Source organism: Bacillus sp. AY2-1 (assembly GCF_008368965.1).
In the GTDB taxonomy this organism is placed as follows: domain Bacteria; phylum Bacillota; class Bacilli; order Bacillales; family Bacillaceae_G; genus Bacillus_A; species Bacillus_A thuringiensis_S.
On record NZ_QPEL01000035.1, the window covers coordinates 1 to 26,287 of the forward strand.

Consider the following 26,287-nt stretch of genomic DNA (forward strand, 5'->3'; position numbering starts at 1 on the left):
CTAGACCAGCTCGGTTCTCTCGATCCTCCTTTTAAACTTTTATTGATATGAGAAAGCAAACTAGGAGCATAGCTTCTAGTTTGTACTTATTTAGTTATTGGGGGATGAAATATGAATGTTTTAGTAATTGGCCGCGGTGGGCGTGAGCATGCTTTAGCTTGGAAGTTTGCACAATCTGAAAAAGTAGAAAAGGTGTATGTAGCACCAGGTAATGAAGGTATGCGCGATGTTGCAACACCAGTTGATATTGATGAAAATGATTTTGATGCATTAGTTTTATTTGCTAAAGAGAATAAGGTTGAATTAACTTTCGTTGGACCAGAAATTCCACTTATGAATGGAATTGTTGATCGATTTAACGAAGAGGGACTTCGCGTATTTGGTCCGAATAAAGCGGCTGCTGTTATTGAAGGTAGTAAAGCTTTTACGAAAGAATTAATGAAAAAATATGATATTCCAACTGCGGCGTATGAAACTTTTACAGATTATGAAGAAGCAGTACAGTACATTCAAAAAGTTGGTGCACCAATCGTTATTAAAGCTGACGGCCTAGCTGCTGGTAAAGGCGTGACAGTAGCAATGACACTTGAAGAGGCATTACAAGCTGTGAAAGAAATGCTGCAAGATGTGAAATTCGGCGCGGCAAGTAAGAAGGTCGTTATTGAAGAGTTTTTAGATGGACAAGAATTTTCATTAATGGCATTCGTGAATGGAACAACTGTACATCCAATGGTAATCGCCCAAGATCATAAAAGAGCTTTTGATGGTGATAAAGGTCCAAATACGGGCGGAATGGGTGCGTATTCTCCAGTGCCACAAATTCCAGAATCAGCAGTTCAAGAGGCGATAAAAACGGTATTACATCCAACTGCTAAAGCGATGATTGCAGAAAACCGTTCGTTTACAGGCATTTTATACGCAGGTCTTATTTTAACAAATGATGGTCCAAAGGTAATTGAATTTAATGCACGCTTTGGTGATCCTGAAACAGAAGTAGTATTACCTCGCTTAGAAAACGATTTAGTTGATGTATGTAACGCTGTATTAGATGAAAGTGAGCTAACGTTACAATGGTCAGAGGAAGCAGTAATTGGTGTTGTACTTGCTTCGAAAGGATATCCAGAAGCATATAAAAAAGGTGACATTATTAAAGGATTAGATGCACTGCAAGATGCGATTGTTTTCCATTCAGGCACAGCGATGAAGCATGGTGATTTTGTAACAAACGGTGGCCGTGTACTATTTGTTGCTTGCAAGGCGAATAGTTTACAAGAAGCAAAAGATAAAGTATATAAAGAAATCGGTAAAATTGAGAGTGATGGTCTATTTTATCGAAGTGATATAGGATATCGTGCAATTGAGCATAAGATGACGAGAAGTTAATATGTAAAAATCCCGCTGAGGAATCAGCGGGATTTTTTATGCATCTTTATCTTTTTTTAATTTCCCTTTTTGCTTTGCCATTTCTCGAAGTAAATACTCGATGTGTGCATTGACGCTACGAAACTCATCATTTGCCCATTTTTCGATGACTGCGTGTAATTCAGGATCAATACGTAATGGAAAGCTTTTCTTTTTAGCCATAATTACTTATAGCCCTTAGTATAGGCTTCCTGTATTAATAACCGGTTGCGCACCTTTATCTGAAACGATGGCAACTAATAAGTTGTTTACCATATTTGCTTTACGCTCGTCATCGAGTTCCAGTACGCCTTCTTCATCTAACATATGGATTGAATCTTTGGCCATCTTCACAGCACCTTCAACAATTTCTTTTCTAGCAGCTAATACTGCTTTTGCTTGTTGACGTTGTAGCATTGCATGGGCAATTTCTGTTGCGTAAGCTAAATGCGTTAAACGAGTTTCCAATACTTCTACACCAGCAATTTCAAGACGTGCCTCTAACTCACGTTTTAATTCTTCAGAGATTTCTTCAGTATTTCCGCGTAACGTAATGCAAGTTTCATCTTGGAAATTGTCATATGGATATTTTGTTGCGACGTGGCGGATTGCCGTTTCGCTTTGAATTTCTACAAATCGATCGTAATGTTCAACACCGAACATTGCTTTTGCAGAATCAACTACTTTATATACGATAACAGCTGCAATTTCAATCGGATTTCCCTCAACATCGTTTACTTTTAATTTCTTACTATTAAAGTTTTCAACACGTAAAGATACAGTTTGACGGAATGCGAACGGAATCGTTAAAAATAAACCGTTTTGACGAATTGTTCCTAAATAATTACCAAAGAACGTAATAACTTTCGCTTGATTTGGTTGAACAATCCCGATACCCGTAGCGAGAATTGCGGCTAATACAATAGTTAGTGCTGCTCCTATAAAAATTTCTTGTGCAAGGAAAAATACACCGATAGCCGCTAAAATCAAAATTCCAATAATACCGAGAAAACCATTTACATAAAATACTTGTTTTTCTTTCATATGATCGCCTCCTGATATAAAAATGATATCACTTTTATATCATTTTAAGCAAGAGGTATGCACCTAATTTTCTGAATTTTATTGATTGATATCTTTTATATACATTTTAAGCTTAAAAAGGGAATATACGTTCTGTTTTTATGGTAAAATAAAGAAGACTTAACCGCCCACTGCAGCAGCTAAGTCCCTTTGAGAGCATCTTGCATCGTGACAAATGATTCAAAGCGGTTTTGCCAGGATTATTTCTTCAATCGCTGACTCAATCTCTTTGTCAGAAGCGTCATAACTTCCTTTTGACTTTGGCTTGTCATGAGAGGAAGTTTGATTCACTTCTTCTTTAGCATGTCCTTTTTCAGTAAAATTCATGCTAGGCATTTTAAATGCACTCATATTCATGTATTTTCCAAACTTCCACGCTTCAACAATAGGGCAGAAGCGAACAATTCCCTCTGCAACTTTCATTGCACCAATCCATAGAAAAATGTTAGACCAAGTGCACCATGGATTGCGTACAAGTTTAGTTGCACTACATCCGAAGAGGACAAGCCCAAGTGTAATTCGAATTAGAGCGTTTATTGTCCCGATGTTTTGCTTCATTAGAAAAACACTCCTTTTTATGAAAATTGAAATAGTAAATACTACTTCTCTTATTAGTATCCCGTGTGATTTTGGGGATATGTAATCCAACATTTGACGTTGAAAAAGATGTTGGAATGGGCGTGTGTGTCAGTAGCTTTTTTTGTTATAATGAAAGAATGCATAAAAAGAAGATGAAATTAAATCATTCTTTTTGAAAAATATTTAAAAAACAAGATGAAAACTAACTGTTATTTTAAACAGAACTATAGATATAACTAGAGAAAAGGAAGGGTGTTTTCATGTACGATATTTCCGGATGGAAACATGTATTTAAGCTTGATCCAAATAAGGAGTTAAGCGATGAACATTTAGAAATGATTTGTGAGTCTGGAACTGATGCGGTTATTGTAGGCGGAAGTGATGGGGTTACAATTGATAACGTATTACACATGCTAGTTAGCATTCGTAGATATGCTGTTCCTTGTGTATTAGAGGTCTCTGATGTAGAAGCAATTACACCAGGATTTGATTTTTATTACATCCCAAGTGTGTTAAATAGCCGAAAAGTAGAATGGGTAACAGGTGTTCATCATGAGGCATTGAAAGAATTTGGGGATATTATGGACTGGGACGAAATTTTTATGGAAGGGTATTGTGTTTTAAATCCAGAAGCGAAAGTAGCCCAGCTTACAGATGCGAAATGTGATTTAACAGAAGATGACGTTATTGCATATGCTCGTTTAGCAGACAAGTTATTACATTTACCGATATTTTATTTAGAATATAGCGGTACGTATGGAGAAGTTGAACTTGTTAAAAATGTAAAAGCAGAATTGAAACAAGCTAAGTTATACTATGGCGGCGGTATTTCTAATGCAGAACAGGCGAAAGAAATGGCACAATATGCTGATACAGTAGTTGTTGGAAATATTATTTATGATGATATAAAATCGGCGTTAAAAACAGTTAAAGCAGTAAAAGGAGAGTAGGTGCAGGCGTATATGAGTATGACAGATAAGTTATTAAACGGTTTAAATCCACAGCAACAAAAAGCGGTACAAACAACGAATGGACCACTTCTATTAATGGCAGGTGCAGGTAGTGGTAAAACACGTGTGTTAACACACCGTATTGCGTATTTGCTTGGTGAAAAAGGTGTAGCACCATGGAATGTATTAGCTATTACCTTCACAAATAAAGCAGCTCGTGAAATGCGCGAGCGTATTGATACACTTGTGGGACCAGAAGCAGAAGATATTTGGATTTCGACGTTCCACTCTATGTGTGTACGTATTTTACGACGTGATATCGATCGTATTGGCATTAATCGTAACTTTACAATCTTAGATTCAGGTGATCAGTTAACGGTAGTCAAAAAAATTATGAAAGAGCGCAATATTGATCCGAAGAAATTTGAGCCGCGCTCTATTTTAGCGGGTATTAGTAATGCGAAAAATGAACTGTTATCTGCGGATAAATATGCAAAAAAAATTACAATGGCTGATCCATATGAAAAATTAACGAGCGATGTATACACAGAGTATCAAAAACGTCTTTTGAAAAATAATTCATTAGACTTTGATGATTTAATTATGACGACGATTCAGCTATTTGAACGTGTTCCAGAAGTATTGGAGTTTTATCAGCGTAAGTTCCAATATATTCACGTTGATGAGTATCAAGATACGAATAAAGCGCAATATCTTCTTGTTAAACATTTGGCAGCGCGTTTTAAAAATCTTTGCGTTGTAGGTGACTCTGACCAGTCTATTTATCGCTGGCGTGGTGCAGATATTTCTAACATTTTGTCATTCGAAAAAGATTATGAGAATGCACAAGTAATTTTGTTAGAACAAAACTATCGTTCGTCACAAAATATTTTAAATGCAGCGAATGCTGTTATTGAAAAAAATACGAATCGTAAACCGAAGAAATTATGGACGGACAATCAAGTTGGGAGCAAAATTTCGTATTATCGTGCTGCAACTGAAAAGGACGAAGCATATTTTGTTGCGAAAAAAATTCGTGACGATCTTCAAATGGGGAAACGAAAATACACTGATTTTGCAGTACTATATCGTACGAATGCTCAGTCTCGTATGGTCGAGGAGATTTTCCTTAAATCTAACATCCCGTACAAAATTGTCGGGGGTACGAAGTTCTACGACCGTAAAGAGATTAAAGATATTTTGGCGTACTTACGTTTAATCGGTAATCCAGATGATGAAATTAGTTTTGCACGTATTATTAACATGCCAAAGCGTGGTATTGGTGCGACTTCTATTGATAAAATTATTAATTATGGTGTGCAAAACGGAATTTCATTAACTGCTGTATTTGATGAGATTGAGCATGTTGGAGTAAGTGCAAAAATTACAAAGGCAGTAAAAGAATTCGCAAGTTTATTACACAACTGGGTAAATATGCAAGAGTATTTATCTGTTACAGAATTAGTAGAAGAAGTTATTGAAAAAACAGGCTATCGCGATATGTTGAAAAATGAGCGTTCTTTAGAAGCGGAAGGTCGTTTAGAAAACTTAGACGAGTTCTTATCTGTTACGCAAACATTTGAATCTCAAAGCGAAGATAAGAGTCTTGTTGCATTCTTAACAGATTTAGCACTTGTTGCTGATATTGATCGTGTAGATGAAGACCCAACTGCTGGTGAAGAAGTTATCTTAATGACGATGCACTCAGCGAAAGGATTAGAGTTCCCGGTTGTCTTTATTGTTGGTTTAGAGGAAGGGATATTCCCTCATACTCGTTCTCTTATGGAAGAGGATGAAATGCAAGAAGAACGTCGTCTTGCTTATGTAGGTATTACTCGTGCAGAAGAAGAGCTATATTTATCTAATGCGCAAATGCGTACTTTATTTGGTAGAACAAGTATGAACGCTGCGTCTCGCTTCATTACAGAAATCCCGACAGAACTAGTGGAATCATTAAATGAAACAGCGCCGAAGCGTGAAAATTCGTTTGGTGCAAAAGGCAGAACAGCAAGTAGCAGTAAAATGACAACGACAACCACAACACGCTCTCGTTCAGCTTTCGCGCGTCCTGCAGCTAAGACGACAGGCGGTGAGCAAATTGGCTGGGCAGTAGGCGATAAAGCTTCCCACCAAAAATGGGGAATCGGTACAGTTGTAAGTGTAAAAGGTGAAGGTGATGCAAAAGAATTAGATATTGCGTTCCCAAGCCCGATTGGTGTTAAACGTTTGTTAGCAAAATTTGCACCTGTGACGAAACAATAGAAAGGAATGAGGATATGTCAAAAGAGATAGCAAAAAAACGTATAGAAGAACTGCGTGATTTGTTAAATACATTTAATTATCAATATCACGTATTAGACAATCCTTCTGTTTCTGATGCGGAATATGACCGTAATATGCAGGAGCTTATAAAATTAGAAGCAGAGAACCCAGATTTTATGAGTGAAGATTCTCCCTCCGTTCGCGTTGGGGGAACTATTCTTGATATATTCGAAAAAGTAACACATAAGTCACCAATGTTAAGTTTAGGAAATGCATTTAACGAAGGAGATTTACGTGATTTCGACAGAAGAGTACGTCAAGGAATTGATGATGCGAATGTAAGATATATATGTGAATTAAAAATTGACGGGCTTGCCGTTTCGCTTCATTATGAAAAAGGACGCTTCATTCAAGGGGCGACACGTGGTGATGGTGTAACGGGTGAAGATATTACTCAAAATTTAAAAACGATTAAAGCTATCCCACTTCGTTTAAATGAAGAAGTAACGTTAGAAGCACGAGGCGAAGCTTATATGCCGAAGCGTTCATTTGTTAAACTAAATGAAGAAAAAGAGCAAAATGGAGAAGATGTATTTGCGAATCCGCGTAATGCGGCAGCAGGCTCAATACGTCAACTTGATCCGAAAATTGCAGCGAAGCGTAACTTATCTATGTTTGTGTACGGTCTTGCGAATGTAGAAGAAAAAACAATTCCATCGCACAGTGAATCGCTTGATTTCCTAGGTGAACTCGGATTTAAGACAAATCCAAATCGCCGTACATGTGAAACAATCGAAGAGGTTATAGCTTATGTAGAAGAATGGCAAGAAAAACGTCCGCATCTTGATTATGAGATTGATGGAATCGTTATAAAAGTAGATGATGTTGCTCTTCAAGAAAGTCTAGGAACTACAGCGAAGAGTCCAAGATGGGCGATTGCTTATAAATTCCCGGCTGAAGAAGTTGTAACGAGATTAACAGGCATTGAATTAAGTGTTGGCCGAACAGGGGTTGTAACACCGACTGCAGAGCTAGAGCCAGTGAGAGTTGCTGGTACGATCGTTCGTCGTGCTTCTTTACATAACGAAGATTTAATTCGTGAAAAAGACATTCGAATTGGTGACTACGTTGTTGTGAAGAAGGCTGGAGATATTATTCCTGAAGTTGTGAACGTTATTTTTGATAAGCGTACTGGTGAAGAAGAAGAATACCGCATGCCAACGCATTGCCCAGCATGTGAGAGTGAACTTGTTCGTTTAGAAGAAGAAGTAGCACTTCGATGTATAAATCCAACTTGTCCAGCTCAAATTCGCGAAGGATTAATTCATTTCGTTTCAAGAAATGCAATGAATATTGATGGGCTTGGAGAACGTGTCATTACACAACTTTTTGATGCAGATTATATTCGTACATTTGCTGATTTATATGCATTAACGAAAGAGCAGTTATTACAGTTAGAACGTTTTGGTGAAAAATCAGCAACAAACTTAATACAAGCAATTGAAAATTCTAAAGAAAACTCGTTAGAGCGATTATTATTTGGTCTTGGAATTCGACACGTTGGAGCGAAAGCAGCACGTACATTTGCAGAGCACTTTGAAACGATGGATGAGCTTGTAAAAGCAACAGAAGAAGAACTAAAAGCAATTAATGAAATTGGCGAAAAAATGGCTCAATCTGTTGTGACATATTTTGATAATGAAGATGTATTAGAGTTATTACAGCAGTTTAAAGAGTATGGCGTGAATATGACATACAAAGGTATAAAAATTGCAGATTTACAAAATGTTGAATCTTACTTCGCAGGAAAAACGGTTGTTTTAACAGGTAAGCTAGAAGTTATGGGACGAAGTGAAGCGAAGAAGAAGATTGAGGCATTAGGTGGAAAAGTAACAGGAAGTGTTAGTAAGAGTACAGATTTGGTTGTTGCAGGTGAATCGGCTGGTTCGAAATTAGCACAAGCGGAGAAACATAATGTTGAGGTTTGGAATGAAGAGAGGTTCTTACAAGAGCTAAATAAGTAAGAGGTGCAAACTTACCATGAAAAAAATAGCATTAGCGGTATTAAGCCTTGGCCTACTTGTAAGTGGGTGTAGTGCAGGTGCCGACAAAGATGAAAAAGTGTCTGAGAAATCGGGGAAAGCAAAAGAACAATCAGTTGTCCCAAAATACGCTATGTCGGATGAATATTATAAGACGACTATTCCATTTTATGGTGGAAAGGCACGTGGTTTAGTCGTGCAAGGAGTAAATAATCGTCTTGATATAGATGAATTTGAAACAGGATTAATGCGTATTGCGAAGGAATCATTTAGTACGAAAGATCATTTCTTTAAAGGCGGAGATACTCTAGAGGCTCAATATGTACAAATGCTTGTTAAAAGAAAGCGTACAAATGCTGAACAGAAAGAACTAGAAGATACATTAAAAAAAGATGCAGTTAAATTTCCAAACATAGGATTAAATCCAGCTTTAGGTGAAGGATCCGAAATACTAGAAGAAAAAAACAAAAAAAATCCAATATATATTTCCAATATTTTAGAGCATGATTATTATGTGAAAAACGGCGACAAAGATGAGCGTAGCGGCATTGTAGTTGGATTAGCAATGAATTCAGTGCATTATTATAATGAAGAACATGGTTACCCACGTGAAGCTACAATCTCGAATGAAAAAATGTTAGCTGAAGGGAAAAAAATGGCGCAAGAAGTCTTGAAGTTTATGCATCAAAAAGATCCTGAAACAAAAAACCTTCCGATAACATTTGCAATTTATCGTCAGGCTCCGAAGGCGTCACTTGTGCCAGGTAATTTTGTTTCTTATGCAAATGTTGAAAAAGGTAGTGAAACGGTTGAAGATTGGAAACAAATTAATGAAAAATATTATTTGTTCCCATCAGAGCAAGCGAAAACAGATAATAAACGTGAAGATCTTGCAAGAGTATCCAACTTTAAGGCAAAACTAAGCGATTATTTCCAAGGCGACTATACAGCTGTTATTGGTACGGGTATGTATAGAGATGATGAATTAAGAGAAATGAAGCTTGATATTCCTGTCCAATTTAATGGAAAAGCTGAAATAGTTGGTTTTACACAATATGTGGCAGGGCTTGTTATGGAATACTTCCCGAATTATATGAAAGTACAAGTAACAATTAAATCTGTAGAACGCCCAGAAGCCATTATTATACGTGAAGCAAAACAAGATGAACCACTTGTGAAAATTTTAGATTAAATATGAAGGCTGTTCCTCTAAGGAACAGCTTTTTTTCTTATGCAATTTTGTTATAATTTAAAATGTTGTAAATAATAGGGGTAAGGGGTAAAGCTCATGGAAGAATTAAGTTTTCAAGTCATTATTTTATTAATTGCATTCGGTTTTTTAGCAGCTTTTATTGATTCGGTTGTTGGAGGAGGAGGGTTAATTTCGCTTCCGGCGCTTATGTTTGTTGGCTTATCGCCAGCTTCGGCAATTGCAACGAATAAATTAGCGGCAACGATGGGGACGTTTACGAGTGCGATGTATTTCATTCGATCAGGAAAAGTTGATTTTAAAATTGTAGGAAAGTTAATCCCGTTAACTATTGTTGGAGCTGTTGCAGGCGCTTTAGTAGTAAAATTTATTCCATCGGATATTTTACGCCCATTAGTACTTGTAATGTTGGTATTTATTGCTATTTATATTATTGCAAAAAAGAATTGGGGAAGTGTGTCTACCTATAAGAAGATGACGTAAAGAAAAACATTAATATTTTTCTTTGCTATTTTAATGATAGGATTTTATGATGGATTTTTTGGACCAGGGACAGGGTCGTTTTTAATTTTTGCATTTTTATTAATTGGCTTGGATTTTATTCAAGCGGCAGCATCTGGAAAACTTTTGAACTTTGTTAGTAATATTGTATCTTTAATTACTTTTTTATTTTTAGACATAATTCATTTTGAATACGGTATTATCATGGGATTATCAATGATCTTAGGTGCTTATTTTGGATCGAAGTTTGCGGTTCAAAAAGGTGTTGGATATGTAAGAACTTTATTTTTATTAGTTACTATATTATTGATCGGGAAAAATGTTTTGGAATATACTCATATTTTGTAGATTCATACGCATGTATGAATCTCTTTTTTTATTATATTTTAAAAATTTATTAATTTTTAAAATATAAGTCTAGGAATATTTGAATAAATCTAAATTATCGTGTAGAATAATGTTGTAAAATGTAAACGTTTTTCTAAGGGGAGGCTAAAAAAAATGGTAGTAGCATACAAACATGAGCCATTTACAGATTTTTCAGTGGAGGCTAACAAATTAGCGTTTGAAGAAGGTTTAAAGAAAGTAGAATCTTATCTTGGACAAGACTATCCATTAATTATTGGGGGAGAAAAAATCACTACAGAAGACAAAATTGTTTCTGTAAACCCTGCAAATAAAGAGGAACTTGTTGGTCGTGTTTCAAAAGCAAGCCGTGAGTTAGCTGAAAAAGCAATGCAAGTAGCGGATGAAACATTCCAAACTTGGAGAAAATCAAAGCCAGAAATGCGTGCAGACATTTTATTCCGTGCTGCAGCAATCGTTCGTCGCAGAAAACATGAATTCTCTGCTATTCTTGTAAAAGAAGCAGGTAAGCCATGGAATGAGGCAGATGCTGATACAGCAGAAGCAATCGATTTTATGGAATATTATGGTCGTCAAATGTTAAAATTAAAAGACGGTATTCCAGTAGAAAGCCGTCCAATTGAATATAATCGTTTCTCTTACATTCCATTAGGAGTAGGTGTTATCATTTCTCCTTGGAACTTCCCATTCGCAATTATGGCAGGTATGACAACAGCTGCTTTAGTTTCTGGTAACACAGTATTACTAAAACCAGCTAGTACAACTCCTGTAGTAGCAGCGAAATTTATGGAAGTATTAGAAGAAGCTGGCTTACCAGCTGGCGTAGTAAACTTCGTTCCAGGTAACGGTTCTGAAGTTGGTGACTACTTAGTAGATCATCCTCGTACACGTTTCGTAAGCTTCACGGGATCTCGTGATGTAGGTATCCGTATCTATGAGCGTGCAGCGAAAGTAAACCCAGGACAAATTTGGTTAAAACGTGTTATCGCTGAAATGGGCGGTAAAGATACAATCGTTGTTGATAAAGAAGCAGATCTTGAATTAGCAGCTAAGTCTATCGTTGCATCAGCATTCGGATTCTCAGGACAAAAATGTTCTGCATGTTCTCGTGCAGTAATCCATGAAGATGTATACGATCACGTATTAAATCGTGCTGTTGAATTAACGAAAGAATTAACAGTTGCTAACCCAGCAGTATTAGGTACAAACATGGGTCCTGTTAATGACCAAGCTGCATTTGATAAAGTAATGAGCTATGTTGCAATTGGTAAAGAAGAAGGTAGAATCTTAGCAGGTGGCGAAGGAGACGATTCTAAAGGCTGGTTCATCCAACCAACAATCGTTGCTGACGTTGCAGAAGATGCTCGCTTAATGAAAGAAGAAATCTTCGGACCAGTAGTAGCATTCTGTAAAGCGAAAGACTTTGATCATGCACTTGCAATTGCAAACAATACGGAATACGGTTTAACAGGTGCTGTTATTACTAACAACCGTGACCATATTGAAAAAGCACGCGAAGACTTCCACGTTGGTAACTTATACTTCAACCGTGGATGTACTGGTGCAATCGTAGGTTACCAACCATTCGGTGGCTTTAACATGTCTGGTACAGACTCTAAAGCTGGTGGACCTGATTACTTAGCACTTCACATGCAAGCAAAAACTACTTCTGAAACTTTATAAGAAATAGTAGAGGAGCTCTTCACAGAATGTGAAGAGCTCCTTTTAAAATTGAAATCCTATATATTACCATCGTTCGAAGGGAATGAGCTAAAACCTATTAATAGCGTGATAAACATGTGAACAGAAATAAAATGATGAGAAAAGTTGACTTATTAGTCATATTTTTTAGTATTCATTTTGAGAATTTCCTGTATAATACAATTTGAAAGAAAATCTATGGTTCGACAAGGAACACTCCTTTCAGTTTTGCTCACTGAAAGGAGTGTTTTTTTATGTAGCTAAAAATTCTTGCGTGCTTATTACATTTGCATATACGCCATTTAAACTAGCTAAAATTGTATTGTGAATATAAACAGCTGGTATAGTAGCGTTCTTAAAAGAAAGGTCTTTTGTAGCACAAGCGTCATGTATAACGGTACATTGAAAGCCAAAATCGAATGCAGCCCTTACTGTTGCATCGATACACATATGAGTCATCATCCCGCATACAACGACATGTTCAATATTTAAACGTTTTAATTGCTCTAGAAGATTAGTTTCTCGGAAGCTATTTGGATAATGTTTGACTATAACTGTTTCTTCTCTAAGTGGACGTACGCTTTCATGAATATGTACACCTTCTGTATTAGGTAGGAAAAAAGTAGCGTCATCTTTTATAGCTACGTGTTGGATATGAAAAATAGGTTCGCTGTTTGTTCTAAAGTGTTGTAATAACTGATTAGTATATTCGCTTGCTTCTACTGGATTACGCAATTCCATCTTTCCATTTGGAAAATAATCGTTTTGAATATCGACGAGTAAAAGAGCTGTTTTCATATATTTATCTTCCTCCGAGTTTCATATTCAAATAAATTTATTCAATTTGTAGAGAGGATTCTCCTGTTTAAAAATATGAGGAAGAAGAATTTTAAATAACCTTGAAAGTTACTATTTTTCAGATGAATATTCATCTGAAAATTTTAATAAAGGAATAATTAATATTTTTCTAAAAAATGTATTGACTCTTATTATTCTGAGTTCTATAATGAGAATTAATTAAACGACAATTAAATCGATACATTCTTATCCAGAGAGGTGGAGGGACTGGCCCTACGATACCTCAGCAACGGGTTTTTTAATACCGTGCTAACTCCAGCAAGCCATATAAAGGCTTGGAAGATGAGAAGATGTGAACGAGTACATATAAGTGCTCTCCTTCTTATCTTTATGGTTGATAAGAAGGAGGGCACTTTTTATTTTACCTCGAAAGCTCTACTTTAAGTTTTTACAGCATATAGGAGGGGGAAAAATGATTTCTTTTAACAATGTAAGTAAAGTGTATGAATCAGCTGGGCAATTTGTTCATGCGGTGGAGGATGTAACATTATCAGTTGAGAAAGGCGAAATTTTTGGCATTATCGGTTTTAGTGGAGCTGGAAAGAGTACATTATTACGCTTAGTAAATATGTTAGAGAGACCGACGGCAGGAACGATTTCAATAGATGATAAAGATATTACATCATTATCGACGAAAGAATTACGCAAACTAAGACAAAGAATCGGAATGATTTTTCAAAGCTTTAATTTATTTAATTCAAGAACAGTGTTTGGGAATATTGCTTATCCATTAAAGTTAGCGAAATTGCCAAAGAACGAGATAAAGGAACGAGTGAATGAACTGCTGAGGTTTGTAGGGTTAGAAGATAAAGCAAACTATTATCCAGAACAGCTATCAGGGGGACAAAAGCAGCGTGTTGGTATTGCTAGAGCACTTGCGACATCGCCAGATATTCTTATATGTGATGAGGCAACATCAGCCTTAGATCCAGAAACGACGACAGAAATTCTAAACTTATTAAAGAAAGTAAATCGAGAATACAATTTAACAATTCTTCTTATTACACATGAAATGCATGTTGTGAAAGAAATTTGTCACCGTGTAGCTGTAATGGAGAAGGGAAAAGTTATTGAAGAAGGAAAACTGTTTGATGTTTTCACGCAACCAAAAACAAAGACGACTCAAAACTTTGTACGTTCTGTTATTAATGATCATTTACCAGAAAGTGTTCTAGCGAAAATTCAAAATGGTGGTCAAATTTATCGTCTAACATTTACTGGTGAGGAGACAGGACAGCCGGTACTATCATATATCGCAAAAAACTATAACGTTGATGTAAATGTACTGTACGGAAATATTATTGAACTTCAAAATGTGCTATTTGGAAATCTGCTTGTAGAATTGCAAGGTGAGCAGAGGGAAATTCAAAAAGCATTACAACATCTAAGACTGCAAGTGCAGCTGAAGGAGGTAGAAGCTCATGCGAGTTGATTGGAGTATATTTTGGCCGCGCATACTAGATGCGACGGGAGATACCCTCTTAATGGTAATTGTAACACTTATATTCGCTACAATTCTGGGTATACCTCTAGGTTTACTTTTATATGTAACGAGAAAAGGAAACTTTTTAGAAAATAAATGGGTCTTTTCTATTCTTAACATCATAATTAATACAATTCGTCCGGTACCATTCATTATCTTTTTAGTAGCTTTAAGCCCACTAACAAGAAGCGTTATTGGAACGACGATTGGAACAGCAGCGGCAATTTTCCCGATGACGTTAGTCGCATCAATTGGTATTGCTAGAATGGTTGAAACAAATCTTGTTTCCGTTCCGAAAGGAGTAATTGAAGCAGCGCAAGCAATGGGCGCCTCGCCAATTAGAATCGTTTTTGAAATCCTTGTACCAGAAGCGTTAGCACCATTAATCTTAGGTGTCACGTTTATGACAGTTGGTTTAATTGAATTTTCTGCAGTTGCTGGGCTTGTCGGTGGTGGCGGTCTTGGTGACTTGGCAATGACATATGGTTATCAACGTTTTGATACATCGGTTATGTTCGTAACGGTTGTTTTACTTATTATTCTCGTACAGATAGCTCAAAATTTAGGAAACTACTTTGCGAAAGTCTTGTTACGCAGATCATAAAAAGGAAGAGAGGAAAAGAAAATGAAGAAAATTTTAGCATTTGCATTATCAGCGATTGTAGGAATCTCAGCATTAAGCGGCTGCTCAAGTGGAGACACGGGTGCAGGAGCGAAAGAAAAAGTAGTTCGCGTCGGTGTAACTGGAACGGATGGAGACGCTTGGGAAATTTTGAAGAAAAAAGCTGAAAAAGAAGGGATTAAAGTTAAACTGATTGAGTTCTCTGATTACACAACGCCAAATAAAGCGTTAGCTGATGGAGATATTGAATTAAACTCATTCCAGCATATTGCTTTCTTAGAGCAATTAAAAAAAGAGCATAAGTTAGATATTACAGCTGTTGGTACAACGCAAATTGCACCAATGGGTTTATACTCTGAAAAATATAAGAAAGCAAATGAAATCCCAGATGGTTCAGAAATTGCAATTCCAAACGATCCAACGAACCAAGCACGTGCATTAAAACTTCTTGATGCAGCTGGATTATTAAAGCTTAAAAAAGATTTTGGCTTATTTGGAGATCCAAGCGGCATTGCTGAAAATCCGAAGAAATTAAAAATCACGCCGGTTATCGCACAGCAAACACCTCGTGTATTAAAAGATGTAGCAGCTTCAGTTATTAATAACGGTGTTGCTGGTCAAGCTGGATTAGATCCAGCGAAGGATCCTATTTTCTTAGAAGATCCAAAGAATGAAAATGCGAAGCCTTATATTAATATTTTCGCAGCTCGTACGAAAGATAAAGATGATCAAACACTGAAAAAAGTAATTGAATTATATCATTCAAAAGAAGTAACAGATGCAATTAAGAAAGAAACAAATGATGGTTCAATTTCAGTTGACCTTTCACTTGAGGAGCTTGAAAAAATCGTAAAATAATGATTGGGTTTAATGGACTAACAGAAGGAACCCCTCCGCTGTTAGTTCGTTCAACATATAATCTACTTAACAAACGAACCCTAATTCTGTACCTTCCAATTTTGTATAACGTAGAATCCAATGTTTGTTAAGTAGAGTAATGGACCAGGAGTTTTCCTGGTCTTTTTTTATGAATGAAAGTAGATAGCGAACAGTAAGGTAATCCAAATTATAATGGGATAAGAAAATAAGCTGAAAAGGAGTGTAATTACGAATTGCTTTTGATGAATTAAGTGTTTTTTTGATAAAAAAAAGAAAATAGAAAAGAGAGTAATGAAAAATGCTGATATTACGCCGGGGTTATAGGAGCGATAAATGAAAAACAAAATAATATGTTGAACAGAGTTAAAGAAGATGGCCCCTTGTATAAAAATAATCCAGCATATAGAAGACAAGAAGTTAAGTTGATATAGAAAGACGATAAGTAATACAAAGATTGTTAATACGGAAATGGCAATGAAGAATTGTTGGCTAGTTATAATACGGATTGAAAATTGATTAGCAAGATATTGTGGCATTTGGAAAGCTTCTTCAAGGTTATGAATGAAAAATAATAAGGGAATGATCCAGAGTATAGTAGTGGAATGCTTTTTCATCAACTTACATCACTCCAATAAAGTATAGAAAGCCTAAAAAAGGCCCTCTATACAGAGATAGTTATTCAATTATGATATTTTTTAAATTAACATCATGATGCTCTCGTTCTTTCGGATAAGCAGCTAGTTCCTCTTGTAAAATATTTAATATTTGCTTAGCTGATTGCTGGATTGGATTAGGTAGCTCTTCTAATATATGCATCCCGACTTTTACTTTTGTACGAATTACCCTTCGTAGTAATTCCTCATGCATGTACTACACCTCCAAAGCGAATATTTAGTACATCTTCTTCAAATTTTGCTCCTTGAATAGAAAGGTGTGTTAATGTTTTGGGTAACGTGATGTTCCGTTTAACAGAACCGGCTCGAATAATAAGTTCATCACCTTTTTGATTTAATGAAAGTTCACTTTTATTTGAGAAGGGAATAGAAAGAATGAAAATATAATCATCGCCATCTTTTTTTACATATTGTGTGCGGCCGTTAAATTTCACTTCAGTAGGACAATGATCAGTTTTAAATAAAGCATCTCCTACACGCTCTAACATAGGTAAACCAACAACTTCTTGTTCAAACATTGGAGCTTCGTAAATAGGAAGCGGCTGAAAACTATCTTGAATTAATGTTTTATATTTTTTTTGAGTATCTTTCCATGCTTGAAAATAAGGATCGGTGACAGTGTTAGGGATGACGCGGTTAATCATAATGGCATCTACGTTATAATCGTATAAATTTAAATAAGTAAAGCTACGCTGAGCTTCTTTAATGACCATTTTTTCGGGATTTACAACGATGCGGATACTTGTTATTTCTCGGTTTGATAAAATATCTCTCATTTCTCCGAGCTGTTCAAGTGTATTCGTTAATTCGTCCATAATATCATCGGTTGGAAGAGGAACACCAAGAAGTGGTTGAGCTACAGGGCGAACAACTTTTAAAACTTTTCTTTTAATAGGAAAGAGTTTTTCCATCCACCAGCTGAGCATGTCTGGAAAGCTGAGCATTGCTAATGTTTCTCCTGTTGGAGCACAATCAATGATAATAACATCATATGTGTTTTGTTTATAATAATCGAGTACGCGAAGTAAGCTAATTAAATCTTCCATACCAGGAAACATCGTTAACTCTTCTGTTGTAATATCATCAGCTGCTTTGGAAGTGAAGAGTAGCGTAATATATTTCTGTAATTTCCCCCAGCCTTTTTCCATCTCATAAATCGTATTAATTTCTTGTGCCCACAAATTTTCACGAATTTCTAATGGCTCAGAAGATAGCTTTATACCAAATGAATCTCCTAAACTATGAGCAGGATCTGTACTCATTACTAATGTTTTTAATCCTTGTTTTGCGCTTTGAAGCGCTGTTGCTGCTGAAATGCTAGTTTTTCCTACGCCGCCTTTACCTGTATACAAAATAATTCTCATTATTCTATCCCCTTTGTTTCGAGTGTCGAATATTACGAGTATCGAAATAAAATATTGAATAAAAACCCAACTAGGGTTTTATTCAATCGGAATGTTTTTCATTTTAGGTGTAGAAACCTTTTCTTCTGTTTTTTGCTGTGACGTAGCGATGTGATTCATGATCTTTTGGAAGATTTGTAGTAAGAATGCTTTTTCTTCTTCTGATAATGCTTCTGTCACTAGGTTAAAGTAATGGGCTGCATTTTGTTTTACTTCTTGGACGAGCATTACGCCGTTTTCTGTTAAACGAATTAATACAATGCGTCGGTCGTTTTCATCACGGTACCTTTCAATATAGCCCTTTTTTACGAGGCGATTTACAACACCTGTCGTTGTACTCATCGGTATATCAAGAAGGTCAGCAATTTTTGTCATTGTAATATCTGTATTTCGCTCCATCCAAAGTAAACAAAATACTTCTGTTTTAGAAAGTGTTAAATCTAGGCTTACCCATTCTTCAGGATAGAAAAGTTTCTTGGCGTTATCTAGCAGTAAGTCTAAAAAATGTTCATATTGCAACAATTAATTCCACTCCCGTATATTTCGAGGTTCGTAATATTTATTTTTATTTTATGTAGAATAGAAATAATTGTCAATGCTTTTAATTGATTTTTCAGATTAAAAAGAAAACTATCTTTAAAATAGTATTCTTTTATGATAGATTTATAAATATAAAACTAGAATTTACATAAAAATCCATCATGGTAAATATACTTATCTATAATGGGTATACAGCTAACGAGGGGGAGAACGATGAGAAGACGTAATACGCAAGCGTTCACATTTTTAGCATGGACTTCATTTGTTTGTGCGCTTTCAGGTATGCTAATTGGGATTTATACGTTAGATGAAACGCTTAGTGTAAAAGGATACTATTTAATTGGAACACTATTTTTAACGATGTCTTGTTTTGTGTTACAAAAAACAATTCGTGATAATGAAGAAGATAACGAGAGATTTCCGAAAAATAAACCGTTAGATAAAGAGTAAATTGTAAAGAAAGGCATTTGCCTTTCTTTTTTTATGTAAAAATGGCGTAAGTGCCGTGTGTTGACTTGCTTGAAGTACTGAAAATTTGGTATCATCAATAGTATTGTAGATTGAACGATATATTATGGAGGTGGCCTAGCCGTGTCAAGAATTTCCGTTGAGAATGTAAAGCACGTAGCACATTTAGCACGTCTTGCAATTACTGATCAAGAAGCTGAAAAATTTCAAAAACAACTAGATGCAATTGTTACATTTGCAGAACAGTTAAATGAATTAGATACAACAGATGTAAAACCAACAACTCATGTATTAACTATGAAAAATGTTATGCGTGAAGATGTACCAGAAAAAGGTTTACCAGTCGAAGAAGTATTAAAAAATGCACCGGATCACAAAGATAATCAAATCCGTGTTCCAGCAGTATTAGAATAGAGGAGGGGAATTTCGATGTCATTATTTGATCATTCAGTATCAGAGTTACATAAGAAATTAAACAACAAAGAAATTTCCGTTACGGATTTAGTAGAAGAATCTTACAAACGTATTGCGGATGTTGAAGATAACGTAAAAGCTTTTCTTACATTAGATGAAGAAAATGCACGCGCAAAAGCGAAAGAATTAGATGCAAAAATCGGCGCTGAAGATAATGGTTTATTATTCGGTATGCCGATTGGTGTAAAAGATAACATTGTAACTAACGGCCTTCGTACAACTTGTGCGAGTAAAATGTTAGCAAACTTCGATCCAATTTATGATGCGACAGTTGTGCAAAAGCTAAAAGCTGCTGACACGATTACAATCGGTAAATTAAACATGGACGAGTTTGCAATGGGTTCTTCAAATGAAAACTCAGGATTCTACGCTACGAAAAACCCATGGAACTTAGATTACGTTCCGGGCGGATCTAGTGGTGGTTCTGCAGCAGCTGTAGCAGCGGGAGAAGTACTATTCTCTCTAGGTTCTGATACGGGTGGTTCTATCCGTCAGCCGGCTGCATATTGCGGTGTTGTAGGTTTAAAACCAACTTACGGACGCGTATCTCGTTACGGATTAGTAGCATTCGCATCTTCACTTGACCAAATCGGACCGATTACACGTACAGTAGAAGACAATGCATACTTATTACAAGCTATTTCAGGTATTGACCGCATGGATGCAACTTCTGCAAATGTTGAAGTTGGAAACTATTTAGCTGGTTTAACAGGCGATGTTAAAGGTTTACGCATTGCTGTACCGAAAGAATACTTAGGCGAAGGTGTTGGCGAAGAAGCTCGTGAGTCAGTACTAGCTGCTTTAAAAGTATTAGAAGGTATGGGCGCAACTTGGGAGGAAGTATCTCTTCCGCACTCTAAATACGCTCTAGCAACGTATTACTTATTATCTTCTTCTGAAGCATCTGCTAACCTTTCACGCTTTGATGGCGTGCGTTACGGTGTTCGTTCTGATAATGTAAATAACTTATTAGATCTTTACAAAAACACACGTAGTGAAGGTTTCGGTGATGAAGTTAAACGTCGTATTATGCTTGGTACATTTGCCCTTAGCTCTGGTTACTATGATGCATATTACAAAAAAGCACAACAAGTACGTACATTAATTAAAAATGACTTTGAAAATGTATTTGCTAACTATGATGTTATTATTGGACCAACAACACCAACTCCGGCATTTAAAGTTGGAGAAAAAGTTGACGACCCAATGACAATGTATGCAAATGACATTTTAACAATCCCAGTAAACTTAGCGGGTGTTCCAGCGATTTCAGTTCCATGTGGATTCGGTGCTAACAACATGCCACTTGGTCTACAAATCATTGGTAAACACTTCGATGAAGCGACAATTTACCGCGTTGCACATGCGTTTGAGCAAGCAACAGACTATCATACAAAAAAAGCAAGTCTGTAAGGAGGCGAGCATAGATGAATTTAGAAACAATTATTGGTTTAGAGGTTCACGTTGAGTTAAAAACAAATTCGAAAATTTTCTCTGCGAGTCCAACAGAATTCGGAGCGGAGCCAAATACACAAACAAGTGTAATTGACTTAGGATACCCAGGGGTACTTCCTACTTTAAATAAAGAAGCAGTTAACTTTGCAATGAAAGCTGCAATGGCATTAAACTGTGAGATCGCAACGGAAACGAAGTTCGACCGTAAAAACTATTTCTATCCAGATAATCCGAAAGCTTACCAAATTTCTCAATTTGATAAGCCAATTGGTGAAAATGGTTGGATTGAAATCGAAGTAGACGGTAAAAAGAAACGTATCGGTATTACACGTCTTCATTTAGAAGAAGATGCTGGTAAATCAACGCATACAGCTGATGGTTCATTAGTAGACTACAACCGTCAAGGTATGCCTTTAATCGAGATCGTATCTGAGCCAGATATGCGTACGCCAGAAGAAGCATATGCATACTTAGAGAAGTTAAAATCAATCATTCAATATACTGGTGTATCTGATTGTAAGATGGAAGAAGGTTCTCTGCGTTGTGATGCGAACATTTCTCTTCGTCCAGTTGGACAAGAGAAGTTTGGTACAAAAGCGGAACTGAAAAACTTAAACTCATTCACTTACGTACAAAAAGGTCTTGAGCACGAGCAAGTGCGCCAAGAAAAAGAACTGTTATCTGGTGGTATCATCCAACAAGAAACACGTCGTTATGATGAAGCAACGAAGAAAACAATCTTAATGCGTGTGAAAGAAGGATCTGACGATTACCGTTACTTCCCTGAGCCAGACTTAGTTGAACTTTACATCGACGATGAGTGGAAAGAAGCAGTTCGAGCTTCTATTCCAGAACTTCCAGATGCGCGTAAAGCTCGCTACGTTGCAGAAATTGGCTTACCAGCTTATGATGCACACGTATTAACATTAACGAAAGAAATGTCTGATTTCTTTGAAGCGACTGTTGCAGACGGTGCTGATGCGAAATTAACATCGAACTGGTTAATGGGTGAAGTACTTGCATACTTAAACAAACAACAAAAAGAATTAAAAGACGTTGCATTAACGCCTGCTGGTTTATCTAAAATGGTTCAATTAATTGAAAAAGGTACAATTTCTTCTAAAATTGCGAAGAAAGTATTTAATGAATTAATCGAAAAAGGTGGAGACCCAGAAGAAATCGTTAAAGCGAAAGGTCTTGTTCAAATTTCTGACGAGGGTACACTTCGTAAAGTTGTAACAGAAATTCTTGATAATAATGGGCAATCTATCGAAGACTTTAAAAACGGTAAAGACCGTGCAATTGGGTTCTTAGTTGGTCAAATTATGAAAGCTACAAAAGGACAAGCAAATCCACCGCTTGTTAACAAAATCTTACTTGAAGAGATTAATAAGCGATAATAGTAGTGACTTTTAAAGATTAAGCAGAAAAACACCCGTACATGGGTGTTTTTCTAGGTTAATCAAACGTTTGTTTAAATGAGACAAAATCGTTTAAACAAACGTTTGATTAACTGTCAAAAGTGGAAAAATGTTTGTATAGCAACTATGGTATGATAGTTGCAAAAAGGTGGGAATAATGATAAATCTAAACATAGAGGTTTTTTTCATCTCATGAAATAATAGATAGTTATTATTCGTTATATGTAAATTTTTATGGAAGAATGGATAGAAATAAAGTGAAACTTTAATCAGTGGGAGGTTCATCCAAAGCTGATTATTAGCCCACACCAATCGGGCATTTACTGCCCACAAATAGCGGGATAAATTTTTTGGTCAAATAAAACAAAACCATTGAAATGAATATTTACTTTTGATGGACTACACGAATCGGGTTCTTACTGCCTGTTTGAGCGGGATAAAAGAAGGATAGCAAGATGAGAGGAGGTAGGCATGGGAATACTGAATAGAAGTTCGGTATGTTCTTTTTCGATGCATAAAGAAATTTCCTGTGCTAATAAATGATGAAGCGAGCAAGAATTATTTATAATCCTACTTCTGGGCGTGAGCTATTTAAGAAGAGCTTACCAGAAGTATTACAAAAATTAGAACAAGCTGGCTATGAGACATCTTGTCATGCGACAACGGGTCCTGGAGACGCTACTGTGGCGGCGAGGCAAGCTGCGGATCGTAAGTTTGATGTTGTTATTGCCGCTGGTGGCGACGGTACATTAAATGAAGTAGTAAACGGTTTAGTTGGACATGAATTCCGCCCGAAATTTGGAATTATTCCAGTTGGAACGACAAATGACTTTGCACGTGCGATTGGTGTACCTCGTTCTATTGAAGAGGCAGCAGATATTATTTGCGAAGGAAAAACAGTGCCATTAGACCTCGGTAGAGCGAACGATACATATTTTATTAACATCGCTGGTGGCGGTCGTATTACAGAATTAACATACGAAGTACCGAGTAAGTTAAAGACAGTATTAGGACAACTTGCTTATTACCTAAAAGGTATCGAGATGTTACCATCATTGCATCCGACATATGTTGAAATTGAGTATGATGGAAAGTTACTACAAGAAGAAATTACGATGTTTTTAATTACGAATACTCGTTCAGTAGGTGGATTTGAAAAGGTAGCACCGTATGCATCTATTAACGATGGGTTATTTGACCTATTAGTACTGAAAAAAGGTTCTATCGCTGATTTAATTAAAGCAGCAACACAAGCACAACGTGGTGAACATATTAATAATCCAAAAGTGTTATATACACAAGCGAACCGAATTAAAGTACATTCACCAGATAAACTAATGATTAATTTAGATGGTGAGTATGGTGGAGATGCACCGATGGAATTCGAAAATATATATCATTGTTTAGAACTATTTGTTCCTGAACATCAAGAGGATGCCTTGTAAAGGCATCCTTTTTTACTTTGTTAAAATGAATTGTAAATTGGGAGTTAGTTTGATTTTTATGGTATTTTTACAATTCTTTTATTTTACATCCATATTTTATTGATACACTGGAGGAGATAAGAAACGAGAGGTAGGATGCTATGGAGAAGGTAAAAGCAATACTATTTGATAAAGATGGGACATTAATGGATTTTCATTCAATTTGGATAAAAGTAGCTGAAGAACTTGTAGCTGAATGTATAAGTTTATATCATTTACCAAGTACAATAGGGCAGACCTTATTAGAAGAGATTGGTGTAGAGGGAGCATTTGTTAATCCGAGGAGTGCAATAGCTGCTGGAACAAGCCTTGATGTAGCGAAGGGGCTTTGTAATTATATTGAGTCTGCTAGAGAAGAAGAGATGCATCATTGGGTAAGTGAGAAGTTATTTTCCCTTATGTATGAGCATCGTTCGCATATGAAAATGACAGCAGATTTACCGAAAGTGTTACAGGCATTAAAAGATAAAGGATTTATATTAGGGGTTGTCACGGCGGATGATTTCGCACCAACAGAATTATTTTTAAAACAATATAAGTTGGAGAACTTTTTTGATTATATTATAGCCTCGGATACATTCCTTGCGCAAAAACCAGATAAAAAGATTATAGAAGTGTTTTGTGAGAAATTTAATTTAGAATCATGTGAGGTTGCGGTTGTTGGAGATACGCCAACTGATTTACATTTAGCTAAAAATGGTGGTGATTGCTATGCAATTGGGGTGCTATCTGGTACGGGAGACCGTCCAACATTAGAACCACTTGCTGATTTAGTGTTAGATTCTGTTGGAGAGTTTATTTCTCAATCGGGTGAGTTTTTCTGGGAGAAAGAAAAGTCTAATGTGTAAGGAAAATAAGTCTATAAAGACTCTTAATGAGTCTTTATAGACTTATTTTTTATGCCTGGATACAAAGAATATAGGATAAATGCTAGAAAGGAAAGTTGGCATACATTTTGCAATAAGAAGAGAAAACAATGTAAAGAAAAGGATGGGGTACGCAATGAACACAAAAAAATTTGCTAAAGTAAATGAACAAATTCCAGGACCGAAAGCGGCATCTTTATTGGAACGCCGTCAAAATATAGTACCAAAAGGAGTAAGTAACGGCATCCCAACGTTTGTACAATCTGCAAATGGTGCTCTTGTAACGGATGTTGATGGCAATCAGTACATTGATTTTGCAGGAGCAATCGGGACAATTAACGTAGGACATTGTCATCCAACGGTTAAAGAAGCGCTCCATAAACAAGTCGATCAATACATTCATACTGGATTTAATGTCATGATGTATGAGCCATATATTGAATTAGCGGAAAAGCTTGCGGCATTGGCACCAGGAAGTTTCGATAAGCAAGTCCTATTTTTAAATAGTGGTGCAGAAGCAGTTGAGAACGCGGTGAAAATCGCTCGTAAATATACGAAGAGACCTGGTATTATCGCATTTTCTAAAGGTTTCCACGGGCGTACATTAATGACAATGACGATGACAAGTAAAGTGAAGCCATATAAATTTGGGTTTGGTCCCTTTGCTCCAGAAGTATATAAAGCGCCATTTCCATACGAATACCGTCGCCCAGAGGGATTAACGGAAGAGCAGTATGATGATTTTATTATTGAAGAGTTTAAGAACTTCTTCATATCGGAAGTAGCACCAGAAACAATTGCAGCTGTTGTAATGGAACCTGTTCAAGGGGAAGGTGGATTTATCGTCCCAAGTAAGAAATTTGTTCAAGAAGTACGCCGCATTTGTTCAGAGAACGGCATCTTATTTGTAGCGGATGAAATACAAACAGGCTTTAGTCGTACAGGAAAATATTTTGCAATTGATCACTATGATGTCGTTCCAGATTTAATTACAGTGTCTAAATCATTAGGGGCTGGTGTACCGATAAGTGGTGTCATTGGACGTAAAGAAATTATGAATGAATCTGCACCAGGTGAACTTGGTGGAACGTATGCAGGAAGTCCATTAGGATGTGCGGCTGCATTAGCTGTTCTCGATGTAATAGAAAATGAGAAACTAAATGATAGAGCGATAGAATTAGGAAAAGTCGTAATGAACCGATTCGAAGAGATGAAAAATAAATATCATTGCATCGGTGATGTGCGTGGGTTAGGCGCAATGTGTGCATTTGAGGTCGTTCAAGATTGTAAGACTAAAGCACCTGACAAAACGTTAACGGCTAATCTATGTGCAGAAGCAAATAAGCGTGGGTTACTTTTATTATCAGCAGGAACGTATGGAAATGTTATACGTGTGTTAATGCCTTTAATTATTACAGATGAGCAACTTGAAGAAGGATTAACAATAATTGAAGAATCGTTGCAAGCTTGTTATGAGCAAACAAACATCGCTCGCGTTTAAAAACTGAAGTATAAATAGCAAACATTCTAGCTGACTCTATATTAAATGCAGAAAATTCACTTTA

General features: G+C 36.3%; 23 protein-coding genes, 2 pseudogenes and 1 riboswitch. Of the genes and pseudogenes, 17 read left to right on the forward strand and 8 right to left on the reverse strand.

The features are described from left to right. Positions 1-111: 111 nt before the first annotated feature. Entirely contained in the window at positions 112-1,383 is a 1,272-nt protein-coding gene (gene purD, locus DN403_RS09450; protein ID WP_001101961.1) for a phosphoribosylamine--glycine ligase, read from the forward strand. A 36-nt stretch (positions 1,384-1,419) separates the two neighbouring features. Here purD and DN403_RS09455 read toward each other — a convergent pair whose 3' ends face one another. The 3 genes from DN403_RS09455 to DN403_RS09465 form a co-directional block, all read right to left on the reverse strand. After that, complete coding sequence (locus tag DN403_RS09455; RefSeq protein WP_001085171.1) at positions 1,420-1,584, reverse strand: type II toxin-antitoxin system antitoxin; 165 nt, start codon at positions 1,582-1,584, stop codon at positions 1,420-1,422. A gap of 15 nt (positions 1,585-1,599) precedes the next feature. After that, the gene (locus DN403_RS09460) at positions 1,600-2,445 is read right to left on the reverse strand and encodes an SPFH domain-containing protein (RefSeq protein WP_000660674.1); all 846 of its coding nucleotides are present in this window, start codon (positions 2,443-2,445) and stop codon (positions 1,600-1,602) included. A 219-nt stretch (positions 2,446-2,664) separates the two neighbouring features. Continuing rightward, positions 2,665-3,042, reverse strand: coding sequence for a YgaP family membrane protein (locus DN403_RS09465; protein WP_000812356.1), 378 nt, complete (start codon positions 3,040-3,042; stop codon positions 2,665-2,667). A 281-nt stretch (positions 3,043-3,323) separates the two neighbouring features. On the opposite strand from DN403_RS09465, the gene pcrB reads away from it, so the two are divergent. The 6 genes and pseudogenes from pcrB to pruA all read left to right on the forward strand — a co-directional run bounded on the left by pcrB (position 3,324) and on the right by pruA (position 12,077). Next, positions 3,324-4,013, forward strand: a complete 690-nt coding sequence (gene pcrB, locus DN403_RS09470) for a heptaprenylglyceryl phosphate synthase (RefSeq protein ID WP_000272084.1) — start codon at positions 3,324-3,326, stop codon at positions 4,011-4,013. Positions 4,014-4,025: 12 nt separating this feature from the next. Next, on the forward strand, positions 4,026-6,275 hold the full coding sequence (gene pcrA / locus DN403_RS09475; protein ID WP_003309016.1) for a DNA helicase PcrA: 2,250 nt from the start codon (positions 4,026-4,028) through the stop codon (positions 6,273-6,275). 14 nt (positions 6,276-6,289) lie between these two features. Next, entirely contained in the window at positions 6,290-8,299 is a 2,010-nt protein-coding gene (gene ligA / locus DN403_RS09480) for an NAD-dependent DNA ligase LigA (protein WP_000031422.1), read from the forward strand. Positions 8,300-8,315: 16 nt separating this feature from the next. Continuing rightward, positions 8,316-9,509, forward strand: a complete 1,194-nt coding sequence (locus DN403_RS09485; RefSeq protein ID WP_000717037.1) for a CamS family sex pheromone protein — start codon at positions 8,316-8,318, stop codon at positions 9,507-9,509. A 96-nt stretch (positions 9,510-9,605) separates the two neighbouring features. Further along, positions 9,606-10,376: pseudogene (locus DN403_RS09490) on the forward strand (TSUP family transporter). 153 nt (positions 10,377-10,529) lie between these two features. Then, positions 10,530-12,077 (forward strand): L-glutamate gamma-semialdehyde dehydrogenase, encoded by a 1,548-nt coding sequence (gene pruA, locus DN403_RS09495; protein ID WP_000259555.1) that lies wholly within the window; start codon positions 10,530-10,532, stop codon positions 12,075-12,077. 250 nt (positions 12,078-12,327) lie between these two features. Here pruA and DN403_RS09500 read toward each other — a convergent pair. After that, positions 12,328-12,893: pseudogene (locus DN403_RS09500) on the reverse strand (cysteine hydrolase family protein). 243 nt (positions 12,894-13,136) lie between these two features. Continuing rightward, positions 13,137-13,242, forward strand: a riboswitch (SAM riboswitch). Between the two features lie 123 nt (positions 13,243-13,365). Between DN403_RS09500 and DN403_RS09510 the strand changes: the two are divergent. The 3 genes from DN403_RS09510 to DN403_RS09520 are packed head-to-tail and all read left to right on the forward strand — an operon-like array spanning position 13,366 to position 15,916. Then, positions 13,366-14,385 (forward strand): methionine ABC transporter ATP-binding protein, encoded by a 1,020-nt coding sequence (locus DN403_RS09510; RefSeq protein ID WP_000622964.1) that lies wholly within the window; start codon positions 13,366-13,368, stop codon positions 14,383-14,385. After that, positions 14,375-15,040 carry a methionine ABC transporter permease gene (locus DN403_RS09515; protein WP_001261865.1) on the forward strand — a complete coding sequence of 222 codons (666 nt, stop codon included), beginning with the start codon at positions 14,375-14,377 and terminating at the stop codon, positions 15,038-15,040. The genes DN403_RS09510 and DN403_RS09515 overlap by 11 nt, the downstream gene beginning before the upstream one ends. A 21-nt stretch (positions 15,041-15,061) precedes the next feature. Next, the gene (locus DN403_RS09520; RefSeq protein WP_149185423.1) at positions 15,062-15,916 is read left to right on the forward strand and encodes a MetQ/NlpA family ABC transporter substrate-binding protein; all 855 of its coding nucleotides are present in this window, start codon (positions 15,062-15,064) and stop codon (positions 15,914-15,916) included. Positions 15,917-16,083: 167 nt separating this feature from the next. On the opposite strand, the gene DN403_RS09525 is transcribed toward DN403_RS09520, so the two are convergent. From DN403_RS09525 to DN403_RS09540, 4 genes are all read right to left on the reverse strand, one after another. After that, the gene (locus tag DN403_RS09525; RefSeq protein ID WP_002083648.1) at positions 16,084-16,551 is read right to left on the reverse strand and encodes an HXXEE domain-containing protein; all 468 of its coding nucleotides are present in this window, start codon (positions 16,549-16,551) and stop codon (positions 16,084-16,086) included. Positions 16,552-16,612: 61 nt separating this feature from the next. Then, positions 16,613-16,804 carry a DUF3926 domain-containing protein gene (locus DN403_RS09530; RefSeq protein ID WP_000544107.1) on the reverse strand — a complete coding sequence of 64 codons (192 nt, stop codon included), beginning with the start codon at positions 16,802-16,804 and terminating at the stop codon, positions 16,613-16,615. Next, positions 16,797-17,978 (reverse strand): ArsA family ATPase, encoded by a 1,182-nt coding sequence (locus DN403_RS09535; protein WP_079997070.1) that lies wholly within the window; start codon positions 17,976-17,978, stop codon positions 16,797-16,799. The genes DN403_RS09530 and DN403_RS09535 overlap by 8 nt, the downstream gene beginning before the upstream one ends. Before the next feature lie 75 nt (positions 17,979-18,053). Further along, positions 18,054-18,536: a MarR family winged helix-turn-helix transcriptional regulator gene (locus DN403_RS09540; protein WP_000942477.1), complete on the reverse strand. Its 483-nt coding sequence runs from the start codon at positions 18,534-18,536 to the stop codon at positions 18,054-18,056. A gap of 231 nt (positions 18,537-18,767) precedes the next feature. Between DN403_RS09540 and DN403_RS09545 the strand changes: the two genes are divergently transcribed. The 7 genes from DN403_RS09545 to gabT all read left to right on the forward strand — a co-directional run bounded on the left by DN403_RS09545 (position 18,768) and on the right by gabT (position 26,223). Beyond that, the gene (locus DN403_RS09545) at positions 18,768-19,004 is read left to right on the forward strand and encodes a YiaA/YiaB family inner membrane protein (RefSeq protein WP_001254393.1); all 237 of its coding nucleotides are present in this window, start codon (positions 18,768-18,770) and stop codon (positions 19,002-19,004) included. Between the two features lie 141 nt (positions 19,005-19,145). Continuing rightward, positions 19,146-19,436, forward strand: coding sequence for an Asp-tRNA(Asn)/Glu-tRNA(Gln) amidotransferase subunit GatC (gene gatC / locus DN403_RS09550; RefSeq protein ID WP_000086999.1), 291 nt, complete (start codon positions 19,146-19,148; stop codon positions 19,434-19,436). Positions 19,437-19,451: 15 nt separating this feature from the next. Next, positions 19,452-20,909: an Asp-tRNA(Asn)/Glu-tRNA(Gln) amidotransferase subunit GatA gene (gene gatA / locus DN403_RS09555; RefSeq protein WP_000051441.1), complete on the forward strand. Its 1,458-nt coding sequence runs from the start codon at positions 19,452-19,454 to the stop codon at positions 20,907-20,909. A gap of 14 nt (positions 20,910-20,923) precedes the next feature. Further along, positions 20,924-22,351, forward strand: a complete 1,428-nt coding sequence (gatB, locus tag DN403_RS09560; RefSeq protein ID WP_001047684.1) for an Asp-tRNA(Asn)/Glu-tRNA(Gln) amidotransferase subunit GatB — start codon at positions 20,924-20,926, stop codon at positions 22,349-22,351. 560 nt (positions 22,352-22,911) lie between these two features. After that, positions 22,912-23,817, forward strand: a complete 906-nt coding sequence (locus tag DN403_RS09565) for a diacylglycerol kinase (RefSeq protein WP_000977679.1) — start codon at positions 22,912-22,914, stop codon at positions 23,815-23,817. 140 nt (positions 23,818-23,957) lie between these two features. Next, positions 23,958-24,704: an HAD family hydrolase gene (locus DN403_RS09570; protein WP_000416657.1), complete on the forward strand. Its 747-nt coding sequence runs from the start codon at positions 23,958-23,960 to the stop codon at positions 24,702-24,704. A 154-nt stretch (positions 24,705-24,858) separates the two neighbouring features. Then, complete coding sequence (gene gabT, locus DN403_RS09575) at positions 24,859-26,223, forward strand: 4-aminobutyrate--2-oxoglutarate transaminase (protein WP_179958927.1); 1,365 nt, start codon at positions 24,859-24,861, stop codon at positions 26,221-26,223. The last annotated feature ends 64 nt before the right edge of the window (positions 26,224-26,287 follow it).

Coding starts and splice junctions, on each gene's coding strand:
- pcrB (WP_000272084.1), top strand. CDS start 3,324: ATGTACGATATTTCCGGATGGAAACATGTATTTAAGCTTGATCCAAAT.
- gatA (WP_000051441.1), top strand. CDS start 19,452: ATGTCATTATTTGATCATTCAGTATCAGAGTTACATAAGAAATTAAAC.
- gatB (WP_001047684.1), top strand. CDS start 20,924: ATGAATTTAGAAACAATTATTGGTTTAGAGGTTCACGTTGAGTTAAAA.
- DN403_RS09520 (WP_149185423.1), top strand. CDS start 15,062: ATGAAGAAAATTTTAGCATTTGCATTATCAGCGATTGTAGGAATCTCA.
- DN403_RS09545 (WP_001254393.1), top strand. CDS start 18,768: ATGAGAAGACGTAATACGCAAGCGTTCACATTTTTAGCATGGACTTCA.
- DN403_RS09485 (WP_000717037.1), top strand. CDS start 8,316: ATGAAAAAAATAGCATTAGCGGTATTAAGCCTTGGCCTACTTGTAAGT.
- DN403_RS09455 (WP_001085171.1), bottom strand. CDS start 1,584: ATGGCTAAAAAGAAAAGCTTTCCATTACGTATTGATCCTGAATTACAC.
- pruA (WP_000259555.1), top strand. CDS start 10,530: ATGGTAGTAGCATACAAACATGAGCCATTTACAGATTTTTCAGTGGAG.
- DN403_RS09565 (WP_000977679.1), top strand. CDS start 22,912: ATGATGAAGCGAGCAAGAATTATTTATAATCCTACTTCTGGGCGTGAG.
- pcrA (WP_003309016.1), top strand. CDS start 4,026: ATGAGTATGACAGATAAGTTATTAAACGGTTTAAATCCACAGCAACAA.
- DN403_RS09525 (WP_002083648.1), bottom strand. CDS start 16,551: ATGAAAAAGCATTCCACTACTATACTCTGGATCATTCCCTTATTATTT.
- purD (WP_001101961.1), top strand. CDS start 112: ATGAATGTTTTAGTAATTGGCCGCGGTGGGCGTGAGCATGCTTTAGCT.
- DN403_RS09570 (WP_000416657.1), top strand. CDS start 23,958: ATGGAGAAGGTAAAAGCAATACTATTTGATAAAGATGGGACATTAATG.
- ligA (WP_000031422.1), top strand. CDS start 6,290: ATGTCAAAAGAGATAGCAAAAAAACGTATAGAAGAACTGCGTGATTTG.
- DN403_RS09530 (WP_000544107.1), bottom strand. CDS start 16,804: ATGCATGAGGAATTACTACGAAGGGTAATTCGTACAAAAGTAAAAGTC.
- DN403_RS09515 (WP_001261865.1), top strand. CDS start 14,375: ATGCGAGTTGATTGGAGTATATTTTGGCCGCGCATACTAGATGCGACG.
- DN403_RS09510 (WP_000622964.1), top strand. CDS start 13,366: ATGATTTCTTTTAACAATGTAAGTAAAGTGTATGAATCAGCTGGGCAA.
- gabT (WP_179958927.1), top strand. CDS start 24,859: ATGAACACAAAAAAATTTGCTAAAGTAAATGAACAAATTCCAGGACCG.
- DN403_RS09460 (WP_000660674.1), bottom strand. CDS start 2,445: ATGAAAGAAAAACAAGTATTTTATGTAAATGGTTTTCTCGGTATTATT.
- DN403_RS09465 (WP_000812356.1), bottom strand. CDS start 3,042: ATGAAGCAAAACATCGGGACAATAAACGCTCTAATTCGAATTACACTT.